The sequence below is a fragment of the Bacillus sp. B28 genome (assembly GCF_029536185.1).
Classification (GTDB): domain Bacteria; phylum Bacillota; class Bacilli; order Bacillales; family Bacillaceae; genus Bacillus; species Bacillus halotolerans.
This window is the reverse complement of sequence record NZ_CP120511.1, coordinates 695,353-717,843: the sequence shown is the minus strand read 5'-3', so window position 1 is coordinate 717,843 and position 22,491 is coordinate 695,353. Positions and strand designations below refer to the sequence as shown.

At 38.2% G+C, this 22,491-nt stretch carries 16 protein-coding genes; all 16 read right to left on the bottom strand.

Annotated elements, in window-relative coordinates; all coding sequences use genetic code 11:
• Positions 1 to 280: 280 nt before the first annotated feature.
• On the bottom strand, positions 281 to 1,012 hold the full coding sequence (locus tag P3L57_RS03680; RefSeq protein WP_059293352.1) for a hypothetical protein: 732 nt from the start codon (positions 1,010 to 1,012) through the stop codon (positions 281 to 283).
• The gene (locus P3L57_RS03675) at positions 1,000 to 1,740 is read right to left on the bottom strand and encodes a hypothetical protein (protein WP_044152728.1); all 741 of its coding nucleotides are present in this window, start codon (positions 1,738 to 1,740) and stop codon (positions 1,000 to 1,002) included. Before P3L57_RS03675 ends, P3L57_RS03680 begins: the two co-directional genes overlap by 13 nt.
• Positions 1,737 to 2,666 (bottom strand): ABC transporter ATP-binding protein, encoded by a 930-nt coding sequence (locus P3L57_RS03670; protein ID WP_059293353.1) that lies wholly within the window; start codon positions 2,664 to 2,666, stop codon positions 1,737 to 1,739. Before P3L57_RS03670 ends, P3L57_RS03675 begins: the two co-directional genes overlap by 4 nt.
• 178 nt (positions 2,667 to 2,844) lie before the next feature.
• Entirely contained in the window at positions 2,845 to 7,737 is a 4,893-nt protein-coding gene (locus tag P3L57_RS03665) for a type I polyketide synthase (RefSeq protein ID WP_083244581.1), read from the bottom strand.
• Positions 7,738 to 7,740: 3 nt separating this feature from the next.
• Positions 7,741 to 8,583, bottom strand: coding sequence for a hypothetical protein (locus P3L57_RS03660; RefSeq protein ID WP_044152732.1), 843 nt, complete (start codon positions 8,581 to 8,583; stop codon positions 7,741 to 7,743).
• Between the two features lie 72 nt (positions 8,584 to 8,655).
• On the bottom strand, positions 8,656 to 9,930 hold the full coding sequence (locus P3L57_RS03655; RefSeq protein ID WP_059293354.1) for a beta-ketoacyl synthase N-terminal-like domain-containing protein: 1,275 nt from the start codon (positions 9,928 to 9,930) through the stop codon (positions 8,656 to 8,658).
• A 46-nt stretch (positions 9,931 to 9,976) separates the two neighbouring features.
• Positions 9,977 to 10,237 (bottom strand): acyl carrier protein, encoded by a 261-nt coding sequence (locus P3L57_RS03650; protein WP_059293355.1) that lies wholly within the window; start codon positions 10,235 to 10,237, stop codon positions 9,977 to 9,979.
• A gap of 538 nt (positions 10,238 to 10,775) precedes the next feature.
• On the bottom strand, positions 10,776 to 11,534 hold the full coding sequence (locus P3L57_RS03645) for a polyketide synthase (protein WP_059293356.1): 759 nt from the start codon (positions 11,532 to 11,534) through the stop codon (positions 10,776 to 10,778).
• Positions 11,535 to 11,537: 3 nt separating this feature from the next.
• Positions 11,538 to 12,302, bottom strand: a complete 765-nt coding sequence (locus tag P3L57_RS03640) for an enoyl-CoA hydratase/isomerase (RefSeq protein WP_044152741.1) — start codon at positions 12,300 to 12,302, stop codon at positions 11,538 to 11,540.
• A 95-nt stretch (positions 12,303 to 12,397) separates the two neighbouring features.
• Positions 12,398 to 13,297, bottom strand: a complete 900-nt coding sequence (locus P3L57_RS03635; protein ID WP_044152743.1) for a sensor histidine kinase — start codon at positions 13,295 to 13,297, stop codon at positions 12,398 to 12,400.
• A gap of 19 nt (positions 13,298 to 13,316) precedes the next feature.
• On the bottom strand, positions 13,317 to 14,117 hold the full coding sequence (locus P3L57_RS03630; protein ID WP_044152745.1) for an ABC transporter permease: 801 nt from the start codon (positions 14,115 to 14,117) through the stop codon (positions 13,317 to 13,319).
• Positions 14,114 to 15,034: an ABC transporter ATP-binding protein gene (locus P3L57_RS03625; protein WP_044152747.1), complete on the bottom strand. Its 921-nt coding sequence runs from the start codon at positions 15,032 to 15,034 to the stop codon at positions 14,114 to 14,116. The genes P3L57_RS03630 and P3L57_RS03625 overlap by 4 nt, the downstream gene beginning before the upstream one ends.
• 99 nt (positions 15,035 to 15,133) lie before the next feature.
• Positions 15,134 to 15,814, bottom strand: a complete 681-nt coding sequence (locus tag P3L57_RS03620; RefSeq protein ID WP_044152749.1) for a response regulator transcription factor — start codon at positions 15,812 to 15,814, stop codon at positions 15,134 to 15,136.
• 982 nt (positions 15,815 to 16,796) lie between these two features.
• Positions 16,797 to 18,182, bottom strand: a complete 1,386-nt coding sequence (gene rlmD, locus P3L57_RS03615; RefSeq protein ID WP_099043927.1) for a 23S rRNA (uracil(1939)-C(5))-methyltransferase RlmD — start codon at positions 18,180 to 18,182, stop codon at positions 16,797 to 16,799.
• A 57-nt stretch (positions 18,183 to 18,239) separates the two neighbouring features.
• Complete coding sequence (locus P3L57_RS03610) at positions 18,240 to 19,151, bottom strand: diacylglycerol kinase (protein ID WP_010333270.1); 912 nt, start codon at positions 19,149 to 19,151, stop codon at positions 18,240 to 18,242.
• Between the two features lie 152 nt (positions 19,152 to 19,303).
• A complete protein-coding gene (gene srfP / locus P3L57_RS03605) occupies positions 19,304 to 22,453 on the bottom strand; it encodes a surfactin resistance protein SrfP (RefSeq protein ID WP_264798582.1) in 3,150 nt (1,049 codons plus the stop codon).
• Between the last annotated feature and the right edge of the window lie 38 nt (positions 22,454 to 22,491).

Genomic DNA, 22,491 nt, shown 5'->3' with positions numbered 1-22,491 from the left:
ATTTAACATTCATTCCAACAAGGACTACCAAAATAAAAATTCCTAAGCTTCTAATAATGCATATTGAAATATGTATAAAAAGCTCCCTTCTCACAAACATGTAGGGATAATTTCCTGGTTATTATATCACTTATATCCATTAATGGCTATTTTTTCTCCGTAAAAAAAGCCCAAAAAAGTGAAAATGAACTAAACGATTTTCACCATGCTCTGGACTTAGTCGTATAGAATAGAATATAATAGAATCATCTGTCTGCATTTCACCTTCAAAACGAATTTTCTATTTAGATAGAATGATACGTTCCTTTGATAGAAAAAATGAAAACCCTCCAACTAATCCCCACATGAAGACTGTTATTATCAAATAAATGAATGTGAATTTCCAAGATGTGATATCTAGATAATTTGTGATCGACCCTAGAGGTACGCCCGCTAATAATATTAATGCGGTTAGATAAGAAGGTGCGATTGACATTTCAGAAGAGTAGATCATAGACAACTGAATCGTTAGTACTGTCAATCCTAAAAATAATAAGGGGGTGATTAAAAAGATAGATAGCAGCAGTGATACCGAAATGCTCATTACATTATTTGCGACCAGCAAAACAACTAATGGCGATAGAATTGAAACAAGAAAATTCGGCAAAAAAACAGCAAAACTTTTGCCAATCCATATTTCAATCGGCTTCAGCTGAGTGGATAAAAGGGATGAGATGATTCCGTTTGCTTTTTCTTTAGTAAATGTACCGCTTGTAAAAAACGGTATGCTTATCACGAGTGGAATCAGTGCCAGCATAAAAAGGATATTGGAAATAATAGTACAAGAAATCGTTCCGCTAACATCTGAAGAAATTAGGGCTTGATCAGGTAATAACCAATTAATAGAAACAACTGCTACTGCTGTAAGGACGAGGAACATAAGCAAAAGAATCTTATAAGATTTCCAACTGATATATTCATCATAGTCTCTCTTAAAAACCACTTGTATTCGATTAAATTTTATTTTTGACATGATAAAATAATTTTCTCCTTTCTAAATTTATAACGGAACATTATACATACAATAAAAAGAATTACTGCGAGACCGATATTCGAAATGAAAAATACAGAAGAATTTATGTCTAAAATATGACGTGCCAAAAGATTAATAACCAAACCTGCAAATACCGGTAAAAATATGGTCGCTATCACATTGCCAGCCTCAGTATTTCCAATAAGTCCGACAAAATGGATTAATAAGCTTAGACATAAATAGATAACCTGTACTGCAAAATATGTGCATAGAACAATCCAAACATTTGAAAACACAACAAAACTTGAGGATAAATAAATTGAACTAAAAATCAAAGTTAAAAATAATGGAATAATCGTTCCCAATAAAAACCCAGGCAAGAAAAGCGCAATACTTTTCGCAATCCAAATCTCCTTAATACTGGATATTGTAGCTAAAAGAGATTCTATATTTTTATTAACCTTTTCACGTGTTAAAGGAACTGAAAATAAAACACAATAATTAATCCCTGTTAAAACAACAGCGGCGCAATACCCAAGAATACCGATGTAATGGACAAGCGTATTTTCATCAATTCTGCCGGATGCAGGTTCAATGATGAGCTTAGCCCCAACTATACCAATAACAGCCGTACATATAAGTGCGATTCCTAGATAAACCATTATCAATGACTTAAATTGAAAGATACTCTTCAAACTGGCATTGATAATTGCCATTATTCTTCTCATTGGTTTACATCGCTCCTTACAATTTTGTTATACACATCTTCTAATGAAGCATCGTTTTTAGATACTCTCTCTACTTCAACTCCCTCTTTTGCAAGCATATTAATAATATCAGGAACTTTTATGTTTCCTGAAGGTGTAAAAATAAGATCTTTTTCATTTATTTTAGATAGTCCAAATTCCTTCATACTCTTAAGTTTGTTTTTTGTACGATCATCAATCAGGGTATTGGCATGCACGGTAATGATGTTCTTACCTACCTGTCTGCACAATTCATCCAAACGTCCATAAAGCTTAATTTCACCATTGTTAAGCAAAGCAACTCTGTTGCAAATTTTTTGCACTTCATCCATATTATGCGAACTCAACAAAACCGTCTTATTCTCTTTATGAACAAGATCAAGTAAAATTTGTCTAATATCCAATTGGGCAGAAGGGTCAATTCCGGATGTTGGCTCATCAAGAATAAGGACTTCCGGTTTATAAACAAGAGCTCTTGCCAAGGCAAGTCTTTGTCTCATTCCTTTTGAAAATGTTCCAACTTTATCTTGTGCCCTATTAGCCAGCCCCACCAGATCTAATACTTTTTTTATTTGCGTTTTATCTACAGGCTTTTCATATATTTTCAAGTAGTATCCTAAATTCGCTTCAGCTGTCATGTTATCGTATAATCCATCTCCGTCAATGACAAAGCCAACTTTTTTTCTTGATTCATCGTTAGAAACATCATATCCCATAATTGAAGCACTGCCCTCATCCGCTGCGTATAACCCGAGTAAAATTCTTATTGTTGTCGTTTTTCCTGCACCGTTTGGCCCAATGAAACCAAAAATATCTCCTTTTTCAACATTGAAGCTTATCCCTTTTAAAATTTCACGTCCTTGCAAGGACTTTTTTATGCTTTTAACTTCAATTGGTGAACTAATCATAATTTACCTCTTTTCTTTAAAAAATTATCCGGCTGACAAAATACAAAACCTTCCTGCTTTCATCCTTAAACGAAGAACTATGGAGTTAACGGATTAAACTGCCAGAATTTCAAAGGTTCAAAAATCCTGGCTTGTTTGCTCCTGTTAGTTAATTTTTTTACATACTAAGTCCATCAATCTATTTTTTGTATATAGACTCATAAATTTCTTTATTTAAAAGCTCAAGAATTCTTTCTTCTGATTGACTCTTATCAATAAATACATGGTCGCCTGCCATTGTATAAAGTGTAAATGAGTTTGTTGTAATATCGTCCCAAGCATTCATATCCTCAAATAAAACCCTTTGGTCATCAATTCCGTGGAAACCGATAATAGGGACGTTAAATTCCTCCAAATGATTATATTGGAATCTTTCAATAATTCGATACGCAGAAATGATCAATGGCAGTGTTAATTTTGTTCCTTCCAACATGCCGTCTGTAACCTCGTCTTCTACGCCCCAACCTAATAAAAAGGCTCTGCTTACCATGTCAATAGATGATGTTGCCTTTATTTCTTCAAAATCAGGAATATGATTGATACCTAGCAATTTTAATTCTTCAAGAATTTGCATAAGACTTGTATTCGGTAAAATGGGTGCAGTATACCCAGATACAAATAATTTCACATAATTTACACCAGGTGTCTTAGAAAGTTTGTTTCCCAGTCTGTATGCGAATAAAGATCCCCAGCTATGACCGAATGTCATACAAGGTATGTCATAAATAACATCTGAAAGCGCATCTATAAGAGTATCCATGAATTCATCGATATCCGTCGGAGTTTCTTCTTTCATTCTTTCAAAATCAAGTCCTGGGAGTTTAATTGGACAAACATCAACTTCAGGACCAAGCTTTTCTTTCCATTCCCTGTACATATCTGCACTTCCAAATCCATATGGAAAACAGAATAAACGAACTTTTGCCTCACTGTTTGGCTTATAATCATAGATCCATTTTTCTATACCTTCCTCAGCTTGAGGTCCTTTTATTTTACGCTGCTCGGCAAATGATTCTCCTCCAGGAAGAAATTTAGTCAGTTCTAAAGCCATCGATGTTATAGTTGTCGATTGAATTACTTCAACAAATGAAAACTCTGCTCCAAGAAGCTGTGAAAGCTTACCATGGAAACGTAATCCCATCATGGAGTCTAACCCGAAATTATCCAGCTGCTCATTAACATCTAATTCCTCAGGCTCCATTTCCACAATTGAAGCGAGGATACCGCGTACATATTCTATTAAACGTTCAACCTTTTCCTTATGATCTGCCTTTGAGTATTTCACTAAGAAGTTTTTGTCTTCTTCATTTTGAAATGCAGAGGTTGATTCCAAAAGCTCCTTCATTGCTCCCAAGTATTCTTCATCGAATTCCTTCATAATGACATTATCAATCATAATAATGGTTTTACCATCTTCGCCAAGGATTTTTATATCTCCCTTGATTTGCATACTTTTGTCGTTATATTCTGAAATCCTAATTTGCGCAAACAGCTTTCCTTTGTAATTGATCGATTTGAAAATTGATTCTCCAAGATTTGAAATCATAAATTTTTTACTTTCTGACGAGATACTTGTTGGGATAAAATTGAATACTTGTGCACAACTGTCAATAACGCCCGGATGTAAATATAATGCATAGTCATCTCGGGAGTTGGTATTTTGTTTAATACTGATTAAAGCTTCCCCTTCTTTATACCATATCTCATCAACCCAGCGTACAGACGGTCCAAAATGGAATCCCCGTTCTTCCAGTAGCTTATAAAAGTCTTCTCCAGAATCATGCATGTCTGATACAGAAATAATAGATTCCACTGACAATGACTCATATGCTGCAAGAGAATTTTCTTTTAATGTCATATTTCCTTGAACATGAAGATTCCAGTTGATTTGCTCATGATTTTTACTGTAGAACTGGAACTTAATTATTCCATCATCATCTTCTAACACTAGTAAGATATCTTTCATCTCACCCTCAAATACCATAATCGGACTTATAAATTCCATTTTATTCAAACTGAATTTCACAATGCCATAAAGGTTTCCAATCGTATCTGCAAGCATTTCTAAATAGTAACCCACATGTACTACTCCCGAGTTATCAATAAGTTCCGGTAAATTCTTATAAGAGAGGGTATATTCATATTGCTTATGTCTGTAAGGTAGACTGATTTTCCTTCCTTTTAAAGCATTGCTCAATTTTAAATCTGTTTCTTTAAAGGAACCAGCATCTGGTTGAGTAATCCAATACTTTGTTTTGGCAAAAGGATAGTTTGGCAAAATAATCTTATAATAAGAATACCCTTCATAAAAGCTTTGCCAATTGATATTCGCTCCTAGACATATTAGTTTTGCCATTCCCTGCAGCATTTTATATAAGCTATTCTGGTCATCACTGATTAATGGAATATGTACCACATCATCCTTTTGGTACATTGTCGTTTTACTCTCTTTCAGACAACTAGAATCACCTATCTCCACAAAGTAACGATAGCCTTGCTGATAAAGAAACTCTAATGATTTCTCGTACTGCACCGGTGAAAACAATTCCTTTTTCCAGTAATCAGTAGTAAGTCTTTGAGAGTTACGAATGGTTTCTCCTGAACTTTCTGAAATATAACGACATTTAGGCTTGAAATAAACTTCATCCGCAATTGTATGACCATAATCATCTGCATAATTTTCGTAAAGTCCAGATGGCCAGTCAGACTCGTCCTCTTCAACTGTTTTAATTCCCTTACTTTGGAAATCTAAAACTACTCTATTAATATCCTCTGCCTGACCAGATAGCACAAATTCGTTTTTCGAATATATTGCAGAAATATGGACCTTGCCTATGAATCTATTTAATATCTCTTCTGCATTCTTTCTATCGGCAAAAATCCTGTAATGAGTTGCTCCGTTTACTTTACTAATAATATTCTGAGCCTCTACAAAGTGCTTTACTGCCGATTCAACACTCATAATTCCCGCCGTTATAGCAGCTATATAGTTGCCGGTTCTTTCACCAAAAGTGATTTCCGGTTTAACCCCTAATGATTCCATAAGCTTCATCGTGGCATACTGAACAGCAAAGAGATACATATATCTCTGTTTTTGTTTTGTAAACTTTTTATGCAGAAAGGCATCGATAAGCCCATTTCCATAATATGGTTCAAAGTGCTTCAAGCACTCATTAAACTCATGTTTGAATATCGGGAATAAATTGTAAATGTGAACTGAACTTTCTAGAGTTTTATTCGTATTGCCATTAAAAACAAAGGCAATTTTAGGTGGGAACTGCTCATTAATTCTTGCTGTATAAACATTATTATTCTTCAATACATTAAATGGCATTCGAAATGCCAATTTATTGCTATAAGTATCACTGTCGACATAAATGGTATTTCTCTTTTCAGCTTCATTTAGAACCTGTAAAAATCCTTCTCGGAAATCCTTAATGCTATTTCCTACAAATACAGCACGATGGATATAACTCGAACGACATGCATTTGTAACATAACAAACATCTTCAATATTTACTTCAGGGTGTTTCACAAAGTATTCGTCGTATCTAGAAATTAACTCAATTAATGCTCTTTCATCCTTAGCGCTTAAAAATAAAGTATAGGATTGAAAATTGTTTTTTGAAGAAAGTTCCCTTAATGGCGCTTCCGATAAAATCATATGTGCATTTGTTCCGCTAAATCCAAATGAGCTAATACCGGCTATTCTTTCTTTTTCTCCGGATACCTCCCATTTTATATGCTCACGAGGAAGCACTGCTGGAATTTTTTCAAGGTTAATTCTCGGATTAGGAATATCAGAGTTAACAACACGTGGTATCTCTTTATGGTGAAGACTAAGAACTACTTTGATCACACTGGCAATACCCGCTGCACTCTCAAGGTGCCCAATATTTCCTTTAACCGCTCCAATGACTAAGGGATTATCTCTTTGTTCTCCATTTTTATTCCCAAAAACCTCAGTAACTGCCCCAATTTCAATCGGATCACCTAATGGAGTCCCAGTGCCATGAGCCTCAAGATAACTAATCTGTTCAGGTTTTAAAGAGCATGCGTCTAATGCTGACTCTATAACCATCTTTTGTGCTTTCCCATTCGGAACTGTTAGACCACTACTGGATCCATCATTGTTTACTGCACCGCCGCGAATCACCGCATAGACGGTATCGCCATCCCTTTCTGCATCTGAAAGTCTCTTTAGCACTAGTACTCCACAACCTTCACCACGCCCGTATCCACTTCCATTAGCATCAAATGGCTTACATCTTCCATCTTTCGAAATCGCATCCATCATACATAAATTTGACATAACAATCGGTGAAAGCATTAAATTGACACCGCCAGATAATGCCATGTTACATTCTCCGCGCCGCAATGATTCTACAGCCAAATGTGTGCTAACCAACGAAGAAGAACACGCAGTATCAATAGATAAAGACGGTCCATTCAGGCCAAAGACATAAGATATTCTTCCTGAGGCGATACTAGAAGTAGTACCAGTCCCAATATATTGATTTACTTTTGACTTATCCTGAGGAAGCATGGCATACTCACATGCTCCTGAAATCCCTATAAATACCCCTGTTTTACTTCCTCTAAGTTCAGTTGGATTTTGTCCTGCATTCTCTAATGACTCCCAACAAACCTCCAACAACTGACGATGCTGAGGATCCATTGAATTAGCTTCAGCCGAAGATATCTTAAAAAACTTCGCATCGAATTCAGACACATCTCTCTTTAAGAAACTTCCCTGCTTGACATACATTTGACCAATAGTCTCCGGTGATGGATCATAATGATCATCTGCACTCCATCTATCTTCAGGAATGTCGATAATTGTTTCATTCCCTGTCTTTAGTAATTCCCAGTATTCCTCAGGAGAGTTACATCCCCCTGGGAATCTACAAGCCATCCCAACGACTGCTACAGGCTCACTGCTCGATTTCTGTGCATCATCCAGTTGATTACGCAGTTTCTGAATAGTAAAAAGTGACTGTTTTAATAATTTACTATTTATCGCATCTGCCATAATTTAATTTCCTTCTTCCTTGAGTAACTCATTTTGGTTGGGGTAACCTGCAGCATATACGATAGGCGGTTGATTTTTTTTTGTTTGCACCATGTTCACTTCCCATGTATAGCCCTCTGCCTCAATCGAATGAACGATTTCTTCTAAATCCTTCTTTGTATAAATTCGCACAATTGATACAAAACCATCAAACATCATTACTAACGGAGCAATCGGAATCAAGTATGTAAAAATCAATCTTGCAAAAATAGTCTGAATGTCCCCTCTAATAACCTTAGCAAACTGAATCCAATAAAAAATTAAGAATAATGGAGATAATAGAATTAAAATAGGAAGTATAGTCCATGCAAACCCGGGAGGCATTAACATTGATTCTCCAACAACAATTCCCTGACGCTTCTCTGCAGCATTTTTGAAAATAGCCTTAGCATCAGAAGAATTCATATGATGGAATCCCCCGAATATAGTTCTCATCCCTTTTAAATCGGCAGGTACTTCTGCTGCATCAACTGATTCAGGTATATATACCAGTTTATTATTACAATCCTTTGTAATTCTCTCAATTGCTTCTTTATTTGGGAATTTATCTGTTAGGGTTAGTTTCACAGACTCATCTTCCTTTTGAAGGGTATCAATCATTCCTAGCCAAGGTCCGCCGCCGCCAGAGCATAGATCAACAATCTGATTTGTGTCTGACTTTTTCATTACCTTTTTTATCACCGGAATAATATCATCATAAGGTGATCCTTTTTTTAGCATAGAGTTAAGGACATCTGTAATAAGATCTCTTAAAAATTTAGGAAACCATTCAAAATCCATAAACTCAAATAATTGCAAACGTTTCATTTTGCATCCCCACTTTCCATCCTTTAATTTTTTCGAACAGCCTTCTCTTTGGGTTAGCCATTCAACTAACCTTTAACTTTCATGCCTTTTGAGTATAATAGATGTATTTATCCCACCAAATGCAAATGAGTTACTCATTGCAGTATGTATATTGGCCTGAGTCGATTGTTTTCCAGCAAACCGGAAACTTGAATCAATTGGACAATTAAGATTAAGATTTGGGTGAATAAATCCATTATTCAACTGTTGTATGCATGCAATAGCTTCGACAATACCCGCTGAAAAAAGGCAATGACCCGTCAAGCTCTTAGTGGAATTAATCCAAATTCGGTTTATCTCATCCTTAAAGATGGATTTAATTGCATTTAATTCGATTTCATCTCCTAAAGGCGTAGAAGTACCATGTGCATTAATGTAATCAATATCACCTAAAGTAATATCCCCATCCTTAAGTGCCTTTAACATAGCAGATGTCTCGCCTTGCACTCTTGCATCCGAAAGGCGGTTACCATCGAGGACGATTGAGCCGCCAATTATTTCAGCAAGAACTCTGACCTTTCTTCTCTTAGCGGATTCCATCGATTCAAGAATAAGGCTCCCGCTCCCCTGTCCAAGAATAAATCCCTCATGATCTTTATCAAAAGGGCGGCAGGCTGACTTGGGATCTTTTTCAAATCGAATTCCCCCCATTGCTCCCAGATTATAAAATCCCTGCAATTCAATTGGAGAAAAATCCGCCATTGGACTTGCTACTATACAAACATCCGCATAACCTGATTTAATCAGTCTGTATGCTTGAAGCAAGGCAGCATTTCCACTCGCAGAAGCTCCTCCTACTGTAAAACCCTCACCATGCACCCCAAATAGTTCACTCAAAGTTCCAACAAAATTGGTGTCGAAAAATTGCAATGCATAGCTTGGACTAAGATATTCTAATGAACTGCTATATCTTGATGCAGTCCTATAGTGAAGATTTTGAGAAAAATTACTTCCTGCTACCAATACTGACATTCGATCTGAAGTCGATACTCCACAGCTTAATCCAGCACTATAAAAAGCTTCCAGAGCCGAAGCAACAACAGTCTCCATTATTAGCGGCATTCGTCTCATAATAGATTTAACTCTACTGAGCAGTTCTACAGGATAAGATTTATCTAATAAGTACCTACTTAGCGAAAAATTTCTGACTTCAGCTCCAACATTTACCTTAAGGCCTTCAAGATTCATATTTTCCAGCTTGCCAATTCCTGAAATACCCAATTTTAAAGCACTGTTAAATTCTTCGCAATCATGACCTATTGAGCAGACAATCCCCTGACCCGTTACTGCTACTTTATGAGTATCCATTTACCACACTCCTAAAAAAGAACATAAGTATATCCGCCCTAATTATCTATCCATTCACTATGGTCTTCTTCAATCCTGCTGCTATAATTTGAATAATTTCATTAATATTTTTCGCTTCGCCAAATGCAACCATCGGGATAGAGACTTTAATAGACTCTAATGTACTCATAATGATCTCGGCTCGGTCAATCGAGTTAGCACCTAAGTCTCGTAGGCTATCCTCAATCGTAATCTTCACATTCTCGATTTCTGGAACAATTTCACAAATATTTTGTTTGAGAACCTCAAAAATTTCGTTATCAGTCATATTAACATTCGTTCCTTTCTATTTATTGTTCACTCCAACATCAATCATAATAATAGAGTAAGAGCATTTTTCATTTAAAAAAGAAAGACTTTACACAACAATATGATTCTTTAATATAAGATCAACACAAAAGCTAGTTATCACATTTACATCCTTTTTTCCAGAAGGAATAAGGGAGAAGAAACTTAGGCTTTAATATTATAAGACTAAAATAGTGATTTACTCTAAAAAAGTAAAGCTCTAAAAATGACACTTATCCTCACACTAAACCTACCGTACTATTTTTATATGACTTTAACTTAGAAGATATAATTCCTATAACAGTGTTTTATCTCCTCCTACCACAATACTAATGGCTAAATTTTCTCAAACTTTCAACATTTAAGTTGATATTACTATAAATTCATTTTTTTCACAATAATTCCCTAACGACAAAAAACCCAGAGGAGACATTCATCTGGGGGTGAAACATTAATTTCGAATGACTTATTACATTAATAAATTAATCTAGAAGGACTAAAAACAAATATAAAGAGGATCAATTATACAATTTCTTAATATTTTCTTTAACTTCCGGCTGGTGAAATGTTAAATCGTGCATTGCCACTTCTTGTTTAATGATCTCAGGAATCTTTTTACGATGTTCTGCAACAAGATGATCCTTTAATGTAACCAATGATATTCTTGGTTTTTCAGCTATTATTTCTGCGAGTTCTAAAGCACGCTTTATCACTTCTTTCCTTGGATATACTTCAAAAGGCGCACCTCTTTTTTCCAATTCAGAACCACGAAAAGTACGAGCACTCATCAAAAAATCTTCCGCCAAAGTTAGCCCTAATTTTATAGGAAAAATATAAGTTGAGCCAAAACCTGGGGTAAAACCATACTTCATAAAGTTAGCTGTATATACACTTTCTCTTGATAAAATAATAAAATCAGCAAACATTCCAAAAGCCAGACCGCCCCCAATCGCATGTCCCTGCATAGCCGCAATCACCGGAATTCTGCAATCCAGCGAAAGACTATATATATTCTTATCTCCAGGTGATTCGTCAAAATTGGCCTTGCCTTCCTGAATCGCTATTAGGTCTTCCTTCGTTCCGCCTGATGCAAAGTAATTGTCATAGCCAGTAATAATCACTACTTTAAAATGTGGGTTTTCTTCTATTGTTTTAAAAGCCTCTTCAAGCCCAAGCACTAACTCCCTTGTAAACGTGTTTTTATTTACTCTGTCTTGCATCTTTACTAGTGCAACACCTGGCCTTATCTCTATTAATTCAACTGTCAAATTACCCATTGTTCACCCCTCCCATGGAAATATCCCCTCTTCCACAAAAAGACGGATTCTCTCCAAGTTATGGTCATCAGAAAAAATTGTACGGTTTGTTTCAACAGCTTGATCCTTACTCTTCATGACAAAATCATTTAATTCCATCATATAGTTCTTATATTGCTCAATTCCGGACTTTGGCAGTTTTATAACACGAGCAAGCTGTCGTTTTAAAAGGCTGTCACTATTTTTGTGATATTCGTCTACCATTCCCCAGTCATGTGCCACTTTTACATTCACCGGCTTTGTCATAAGCGTCAGATAATGTGCTTTCTGATAGCCTATTTTACGAATTAAAAAAGGCAAAACCATTGCTGGGAAAAGCCCAAACAGTAACTCCGATAAACTAAAAACCGCAGTATCGTCGGCGATTACAATATCACTGGCAGCAACAAATCCTATTCCGCCAGCATTTACAGCTCCGCGCACATGTGATATTGAGATAAATGGTCCGCTCGCCATTTTGAACCACAAATCATAAAGCAAATCAGGGCGGGTTGCTATTTGTTTCTCATTATTACAGTTAAATTCAAATTCATTAAAATCCGCACCAAAGCAAAACGCTTCGGGCGACCCTTCGAAAATAACAACACTGCTTCTCTTCTCACATAAGATAATGGCTCTATGACATTCTTCAATCAGCAAATTATTAATGGCGTTCTTTGCATTAGGGCGATTAAACTTTATATAACAAACAGGACCTTCAAATCTAACCTTAATTGTTTTCCACTCCATCACTTGCACCTACTTGCATTTTATCATTCTAACAAATCACGTTTAGCCTAAAGTGAAGATGATATATACTTTCAACGATTAACCGATTCAACCCTTCATTGATTTTTATATAGGGGTAAACTTACTCTGATATCCAGTGATTCGCTTTCTACGATCGCCTCTGTACTTCCGCACATTTGTTCTGCAAGAAGTTTTACAATCGCCAGACCTAATCCAGTCGATTTATTTCTCGCCCTATCACCTGTATAGAAACGATCGAAAAGCTGCTCTTCATCAATCTTATAAGCATCCTTAATCGGATTTTTAAAAGATATCATAACTCTATCCTTCAATAATAGTAACCTAACCTCAATATCTCCTTCTGAGTGCTGAATACAATTCCGAATAAGATTTTGAATGATTCTCTTAACCATTTTCTTATCTGCCAGAACAAATATGGGTGAGGTTTCTTTAAATTGAACAGCCAAATTATTTTCTTCTAGTATTGGTATAAATGCTACAAGAGATTCGGCCACAAGATTGTTAAGATTTGTTCTTTCAAGATCGATCTCTGGTTCCGAATTAGTAAGATAGGTATATTCAAAGAAATACTGAATTAAGTTTTCCAATTCATCTGTATGCTTTACAGCAATTTCAAGTTTTTTCTGCTGTTCATATGATAATTCTCCATTTTTGACTAGTTGTTGGTATCCTTTTATTGCAGTTAGAGGTGTCCGTAAATCATGCGAGATATTAACAATTAATTCTCTAAACTTTCTATCCTCACGAATACTCTTAAGGCGGAGACTCTCCTCCGCCTTAAGGTATCTATTAATATTAACTGTTAGTTTATTCAGATCCTTATTAATCAGTTCCACACTAACAGGCTGACGAGTGTGTTCAGTCAAACGTTTTTCAAGCTGGTAATTGATGTTGCGAAGTTGCAGCTGTATTAAAACAATATAAAGCACTAATAAAATAATTAATATCGTCAGAATAGCAACTACAATCTCCACTTTTTAACCAACCTTCCAATTATTTAACTTCTGATTTTCTAAAAATTCCATTCGTAATACTTAGAAACCACACACAAAACAGCAAACTGACACCTATAGCTTTCAAAATCACATCTGTACCTGCATCCATTGTCAAGACTGAACTGCCTATTGAAAAAGGTGTATAGGATAAAATATTATTCACTACGTCAGATTTACTTCCTAAACCTCCAAGTATTTGTAAGACTAATATTGCTCCAAACCCGATAAAGATAACTAATGAAGACTTTCTGAATAAAAAGGATAGGAGCACACATACAGTCATTTCTGATGCATAGGCAAGTAACATAACAATCATGATAACAAGCATTTTTCCAAAAACCAAGGGAGTTAAATCCAAGCCATTTTCGTTTGCTAAAATACTAAGGAAAACTGATGCAGCAAATGGATGAGCGAACTCGGCCCCAGTAGCAAATGCGATCAATGTCACAACCGCATATGGCACAAGCATTAACATTACTAGTAAATAGTATACGATTGCTTTACTTATGATCACGACTATCCGGCTGATTCCACATGAAGAAATGGCATCATGTATTGTTTTATTATCAAAATCACCGCATATATAGACCCCTGCTAAAAATGGTCCGACAATTGCTACCATCATGATATCCGTCAGTCCAGAAAGCGGTCCGCTTAATTCCTGATCAATTTTTCCTTGTGCAACTAAATATGACACTAAAGCTACTACAGTAGCAGCGATCCACATAATTAAAAATAATATTTTGATCGCTTTTGATTTTCTTAATTTATATAAATCAGATTGAATGAGATTCATCATTCTTCTTCACCCCCAATAACAGAAATAAAGTAGTTTTCCAATGTATCTCCTTCTATGGAAAAATTCGTGGTCAAAATTCCATGATTGAAAAGAGCTTGCGCCACTTTTTTCTTTTCATCAACATGATCATATAGTTTTATCGTCTTATTAGGTAAGACTTTAAAGTTTGTTGTATTAAATTCTGTTTCTAATATACTCAACAGTTTTTCAGGTTCTTCACATTCTATGAGTATATGTTTCCTGCATCGATTCTCTAATTGATCAAGAGTTAAGGTCTGTTTTATCTTTCCGTCATGAATAATTATATAATCCGTTGCCACCTGAAATAACTCAGGAAGATTATGACTCGATATAAGGATAGTTATGTGTCTCTCTTCACATAACTTTATCAGTAAGTTTCTCACCTCTTTGACTCCGAGCGGATCAAGTCCATTAATGGGTTCATCGAGAATTAACAATTCAGGATTGTTGATAAGTGAAATGGCTATACCCAATCTCTGTTTCATTCCAAGGGAAAAGTCTTTAACCTTTTTTTTCCCTGTATCACTAAGTCCAACTAATTGTAAAAGTTCATCCTCTATTTCCGTATTTGGAATCCCTCTCATAGTCCGATGTGCTTTCATATTTTCCTTAGCAGTCATATTCATAATAAGACTGGGAGATTCTATCATAGAACCGATTCTTTTACGTTCAGCTTGGATGGCTTTCGCACTTTTTTTTCCGAAAAGTTCCATACTTCCTGATGTAGGGTAACTAAGCCCTGCTATGACCCTCATTAATGTACTTTTTCCGGCTCCATTACGTCCAATTAACCCATATATTTTTCCAGGTTCCAAAGTAATTGATACATTATCTAATGCATTAAAGCTGTTATATGTCCTTGTTAATTCATTTGTTTTTAAAATGAATTCTGTCATGTCAATCACCTTTCCTTTCTTTACATAAGAATAATATCCAAAGGTTAAGAAAAGGTTAAGAAATGTAAAATAAGTGGTAAGCAAAATATCATTTTCAACTTACACCTTGTGCAATCGATACCCCAACCCCCAAACTGTTTCCACATAATCTGCGTGTGGATTGGAGGTTTTTAACTTATTACGCAAATTACTCATATGCGTTTTTACTGCATTATCATCTCCAAGGTATTCTTCTTCCCATATCGATTCATAAATGTTGATCTTTGAAAACACTTTTCCAGGATTCTGCATTAGTAATTCCATGATGCCATACTCCTTCGCTGTAAGGTCCAATTCCTTTCCGCTTAATATAACGCGTTTTTTACTAACATCTAATTCCATATCCTTATACTTTAAAACTTTATTCTTTATATTTTCGTTATGAGAACGGCGTAAGTTTGTCGTTACACGTGCCGCGACTTCTCCCAAATCAAAGGGCTTCGTAATATAATCATCAGCACCTAATTTCAATAAATTAATTTTGGTTTCAACCATATTTTTTGAAGAAATAATAATGACTGGAACATCGGAAATTTTTCGGATTTCTTTTAGAATCCCATCTCCGCTTTTGTAAGGAAGCATTATATCCAACAAGATTAAATCATACTCTCCTTCTTTTGCTTCCTGCATGCCTTCTGCTCCATCAAAAATTGAATTCACCCAGAATCCTTCATTTTCTAAAGACTCCGCCAACATCAAATTTATGTCTTTATTATCTTCAATAATAAGTATTTTGTTCAATCGTTCTTCACCCCTGTGAGTCATTCTGTCTTCACTCTTCTAATCCCACTTGTTCCTAATTTAGGCCCTGTCCTCTCAAGAATAATATTTAAGAATTCTTTTAGTAACCATTCAATCTTATTAAAATATGTTCTTTTATTAATATAATTCTTTGTTCTTCCTTATTTAATAAAGTTTTTGTCTGAGTCAGTTGTAAACAATATTAACATAAGGAGACATTTTTTTATTTTATAATACTGGATAATGTTTACTTAGAACAACATTTTTCAATTCAATTCTTAAGGACTTATTCGCATAACAATTCCTTAACGGTCAATAAACTTTATTTCACTTTAATTTTTAATAAGATAGTTAATTCTATAACAAATTAATTCAAATCAACTTTATATTTTTACAGAGATCTTCTGTGTATCATAAGTGGGAAAACAACCAAATAGTCAGTGTTAGAAAGAAGGGAATTTAAAGCAGAAGATTTCATATCATGAAGTCATAATTTCAAAAGAAATTTTTAGTACGGCACACAATCCATCTGTAAAGACATAAAAATATTAACAATGCCAAAGAAACACATTTTCACGAATATCTATTAAGGAAATATTCTTAATATGGCAGCTGTTCGAGAAATGAATTTATACAAGTAAATGGAGGACTTAAAACGCTTTTTAACTCTTAACTTTTTGTGTACACTAATGAACAAACCTTTTGTAAAAAACAGAAATACGTGATGTGAACACTGAAATTGTCTTTTCGATAACAATTTCACAACAGGATCAGGGATTGTCTAAATAAGATGACTCAGATTTTAATTGATGTAAAAGTCGTGATTAAGCAAATTAATATATGAAATACTCAAAGAAATACTGGCCTCAGAAAGTCCCTGTGAAATTTTTACTCATTAGTTGAAAAGATCATACTGTAATTTACACATAAATACAGTTCATTAATCTATTGCTGACACATAAAAGGCAGCCACCCCAAAGGGTTAGCTGCCTTCTTTAAGTTCCAGCACAGCCACACACTCCACATGATTCGTATGCGGAAACATATCCACAGGCTGCACTTCTCGCGTCACATACCCGCCATCCTCAAGCACCCGCAGGTCTCTCGCAAGCGTACCCGGATTACAGGACACATACACCACCCGCTTCGGTTTCATCTCCACAATCGTCCGCAGGAGTGCTTCGTCGCAGCCTTTTCTTGGCGGATCTACGACTAGCGTATCGGCCGTGATGCCTTCTTCATACCATTTTGGAATTACGGTCTCGGCTTCCCCGACCGCAAACTCTGCGTTTGTGATGCCGTTTAATTCAGCGTTTCGTTTGGCGTCCTCAATCGCTTCCGGCACAATTTCAACGCCGTACACTTTTTTCGCCTGCTTTGCCAGGAAGAGAGAAATCGTGCCGATGCCGCAGTAGGCGTCGATGACGGTTTCTTCGCCTTGCAGTTCCGCGTACTCAAGCGCTTTGTCGTAGAGCACTTTGGTTTGCTCCGGATTGACCTGATAAAACGATCTGGCGGAGATGGCGAATTTGACGTCTCCGATGAGGTCGTAGATGTATTCTTCGCCCCAGATGACGTTTGTTTGGTTTCCGAAGATGACGTTTGTTTTGTTTGGGTTGATGTTTTGCACGATGGATTTGACGTGCGGGAATTGCGCTGTGATGTCTTCGATAATCTTCGCTTTGTGCGGGAAATCGTTTGTTTTTGTGATGAAGACGATCATCATTTCACCCGTAACGACGCCGTATCTGACCATGATGTGGCGGAGCCAGCCTTTGTGGCGTTCTTCGTTGTAGGCTTTGACACCGTATTTGGCGCAAATGTCTTTGACAGCTTGGACGGCTTCGTCGTTTTTGGATTGCTGGATCAGGCAGGCGCTCATGTCGATGATGTCATGGCTGCGCTGCTGATAGAATCCGGCGACGAGTCCGCCTTCTCGTTCTCCTACCGGCACCTGTGCTTTGTTTCTGTAGTTCCAAGGGTCTTGCATGCCGAGTGTCGGGTGCACGGTGACATTGGACAGGTCCAGCTTACCGATCCGTTCTAAGACATCTTTGACTTGTTTTTGTTTAAACAAGAGCTGGCCTTCGTAGGTCATGTGCTGAAGCTGGCAGCCGCCGCATTGCTTGTAAATCGGACATGGAGCGTCGGTCCTGTGCGGGCTTTCTTCCTTCAGTTCGATCAGGCGGCCGAAGGCGAAGCCTTTTTTGACGCGTGTGACTTTGATTTGGGCTTTTTCTTCCGGCAGAGCGTTCGGCACGAAGATCGGGAAGCCCTGCACCTTTGCGACGCCCGCTCCTTCGTGCGTTAAGTCCTCAAATGTCACGTCGTAGTATTCATTTTTTTCTACTGGGGGTTTCATTTTCATGTATGTTCACCTCTTGTTTTAAGCGAAAGAAAAACTTGGCTCATTAAAGCCAAGTTTTTAGTCATCCAGCTGTTCCGCTTTCTCTTTCGGCATGACGACGTGAATGTGTCGATACAGATTCACGAATTCGCCCGGCAGCATGCCGCCGTACTCGCCGTCCAGGTTCAGCTGCATCTTTTCTGATACATTGACTTTCACGCGGTTCGCTTTTGTATAAATAATGTGCTGGTCGTTGATGTGTTCGCCGCGGAGCGCCATCGATGCGACTCTGATAAATTCAGCAAGGTTTGCTTTCTTTAATATCATCAAATCAAACATGCCGTCATTCAGGCTGGAATCCGGCGCGAGTTTTTCGAACCCGCCGACGGAATTTGTCAGCGTGACCAAAAACAGCATGATTTCACCTTGAAACAGCTTGCCGTCATATTCAATCTCGACTTCAGTCGGACGAAGTGAAGGCAGCATTTCCATACCCTTTAAATAATAAGCAAGCTGGCCGAGCATCGTTTTGAGTTTGCTTGGGACGTCGTACGTCAGCTCCGTCAGGCGGCCTCCGCCGGCGATATTGATAAAATACTGGCCGTTGACCTGTCCGATGTCAATCGGGCGGGCAACACCGTTAATGACCGTATCTGCCGCTTTTAAAATATCCTCTCGCGGAATGCCAAGTGCTCTGGCGAAGTCATTTGTTGTGCCGACTGGAATGACGCCGAGTGTCGGACGATTGTCTAGTGGAGCAAGCCCGTTGACGACCTCGTTGATCGTTCCGTCTCCGCCTGCCGCAATGATCAGGTCAAACTCACGCAATGCCGCTTCCTTGGCAGCGTGCGTTGCGTCTCCCGCACATGTTGTGGCATGGGTGGAGGTTTCATAGCCGGCTTGTTCAAATTTTTGCAGGACCTGGGCAAGATGCTTTTTAAAGACCTCCCGTCCCGAAGTCGGATTGTATATTATGCGTGCACGTTTCATTATCTCATCATCCTACTTAAGAGTATCCGATCCATTTTTACACTAACAACCTTTAATTATACTATGAGTTAAAAAAATCGCAACAAAATGTACATAATCTTACAGAAGGAAACACAGAAAAGCCCCAGCATAGCTGAGGCTTTTTGTCATTTTTACTCTTCTTCCGTTCCAGGTTTTTTCTTGCGGAACTTGGCCAATACTTCGTATACGATTGGCACGATCAAGAGCGTCAGAAGCGTCGAACTGATTAAACCGCCGATAACCGTTACGCCGAGTCCTTTTGAAATGACCTGGCTTCCGCCTTCGAAGCCGAGTGCTAATGGAATCAAGGCGCCGATTGTCGCGATGGCTGTCATCAGGATCGGACGGAGTCGTGTGGAGCCGGCTTCTAAGAGCGCTTCTCTCGTAGACAGTCCTTCCGCTTCCTTATGAATCACGCGGTCAATTAAGACAATGGCGTTTGTAACAACGATACCGATCAGCATCAGCATACCGATCATCGCGTTCAGACTGATTGTCTCACCTGATACGTAAAGTCCGACCAGGGCACCGATGATTGTAAACGGCAGTGAGAACAGAATCGCAAATGGCGCTAATGCTCCGCCGAATGTAATCACAAGCACAAGGTAGACGATCGCAATCGCTGCCAGCATCGCTAATCCAAGCTTCGTAAAGGAATCCGCGATATCTGCGGATACACCGCCTGTATCGATTGTTACGTTGTCAGGCATGTCAAGCTTATCAATTTTCTTCTGTACATCAACTGATACAGCTGTCACGTTATCTGATGCAACCTCACCAGTGACATCAGCATACACTTTTCCGTCACGTTTAGACACCGTATCAGATGTTGTGCCTTCTTTTACTTTTGCCACATCACCAATTTTGACTTCTTTGCCAGTTGCTGATGTGATCTTTTTGTTCTCTAAATCTTTGACACTCTTATACTCGTCTTTTTCGGTTTTAATGTTCACATCAAGCTCTTTGCCGTCTTTTTTCACGGTTGTGAGCGGGTCCTGTGCTGTCTCTGACATTAAGGCCTTAGAAATTTGAGAAGCTGTTAAACCGAGTTTGCTCAGCTTTTCTTGGTCAGCGACAAATGTATACTCATCATATGTGCTGGAAAGGCCTGAATTTACGTTTTTCAGATCCTTTTCATCTTTCATGATTTTTTCAATGTCTTTAACCGTGTCTTTAATATCGTTTTCAGAATCGCCATACACATAGTATGTTAATTGGTTGTTATTTCCTGAAGAGCTGAAGTCTTGTGACTTCCATTCTCCGCGGTCAGATTGCTTTTGGATTTCCTTCAGAACGTTATCTTTTTCTTTATCAAAGTCAGGTGTGTCGCTTTCATATTTGATATAGAATAACGCACCGTTAGAATCTCCTCCGGCAAGCGGGCTGCCAGAGCCTAATGAATACTGAACCGTATCGACATGCTTGCGGTCAAGCAGGATTTTTTCTGCTTTTTCAGCTTCATTTTCGGCTTCTTTTTTCGTTTCACCCGGTTCAGGGCTGTATGTGATCTGCATCGTTTTTTCTTCCTCTGACGGAAGGTAGCTGGCACCAATTAACGGTACGAGGAACAAGCTTCCAAGCAGCATCAAAACGGCGATGATAGACGTGATCCACTTGTGGCTCAGCGCCCAGTTCAGAACTTTTTTATAGAAGCCTGCCAGTCTGCTAGGTTTATGTTCTTTCGCTTTGATCGGCGCTCCCGTTAATGATTTTTTGAACAGGCTGTGCGCGAGCATTGGCACGAGCGTGATCGAAATCAACAGGGATGCGGCAAGCGCAAATACAATCGTTAAGGCGAAAGGAATAAACAATTCACCAATTTGTCCGCCTACCAATGCGAGCGGCAGGAATACCGCGATTGTCACGATAGTGGATGACATGATCGGTTTAAACATTTCCTTCGTTGCTTCACGGACCAAGGCTTTTCCGCGCAGCGGCTCATCTTTGAGTCTCATGCGGCGGTAAATGTTTTCGATAACAACGATGGAGTCATCGACAACCCGTCCGATGGCAACGGTCATCGCACCGAGCGTCATGATATTCAGTGTGATATCAAGCTGCTGCAGCACAAGCAGTGCGATCAGCAATGATAACGGAATGGAAACGATTGAAATTAATGTTGATTTGATATCTCTTAAGAATAAGAGAATAATCACAATCGCAAAGATAGCGCCGAAAATGGCTTTGCTTAACATCGTGTCAACTGATTCTGTAATCGGTTCTGCCATGTCAAGGGTTGCACTGTATTCGAAGCCTTTATGATCTTCTTTGTATTGCTTCAGCTCATCTTTGACACTGTCGGCAACCTCTACCGTGTTGGCATCGTTTGCTTTGATGATGTTGATGCCGATGCTGTCTTTTCCATTTGTGCGGGAAATTGATTCAGCTTTTTTGACATCTTTAATCGTTGCAATGTCAGATAGCTTGACCGTCGGCACGTCTGTGCTAACACTTTGCTGTGCCTGCGCTGCCGCCTGCGCGCTTTGAGCCGCTTGTGCGCTTTGTGCTGCTGCGGCGCTGCTGCCTGCACTAGAAGCAGATGCCGTTGGAATTCTCATATTCTTCAAATCTTTAATAGTTTCAATATCGCCGCTGACGACGACTGATTTCTCTTCTTTGCCGAATGTGTACAATCCAAGCGGTGTTGTCACATCTGAACCTTGAATCACTTGTTTGACTGTATCTTCATCGAGGTTGTATTCCTTCAATTTGTCTTCTTTGAAAGAGAATTCAACCTCTTCAACCTGCTGGCCTGATACTTGGACAGAAGCTACTCCTTCTGTTCCTTCAAGCTTCGGTACGAGGCTATCTTCCACTTTTTTCGTCAGCTCTTGAAGATTATCTTTATCGCTGGATACGCTGAGCGTCAGAATCGGGAAGGAATTCATGCTGTAGCGGGAAATTTCAGGATCTTTCGCGTCATCAGGCAGGCTGACGTTTTCTAATGCTTCAGCCGCTTCTGTTTTCGCTTTGTCCATATCTTTCTCATAATCATATTCAATCATGACCGACGATGCGTTTTCATAGGACGTGGACGTAACTACGCTCACGCCGTCCAGGTTCTGCACCGCTTGTTCAACCGGTTTCGTTACTTCATCAGCGACTTGGCTAGGCGTCGCTCCCGGATATGTCGTGCTGATTGTCAGGTAAGGCATGTTTACATCAGGAATGGATTCTTGCTTCATATTCATACCCGCGTACAAGCCGGCTGCCGTTACAATAATCGTCATCAGCCATACGGCGAATTTGTTTTTCAGAACGAAATTAATAACGTGATTCATCATATCCTCCATTGTGTTTTTATTGACTGACTGGTCAT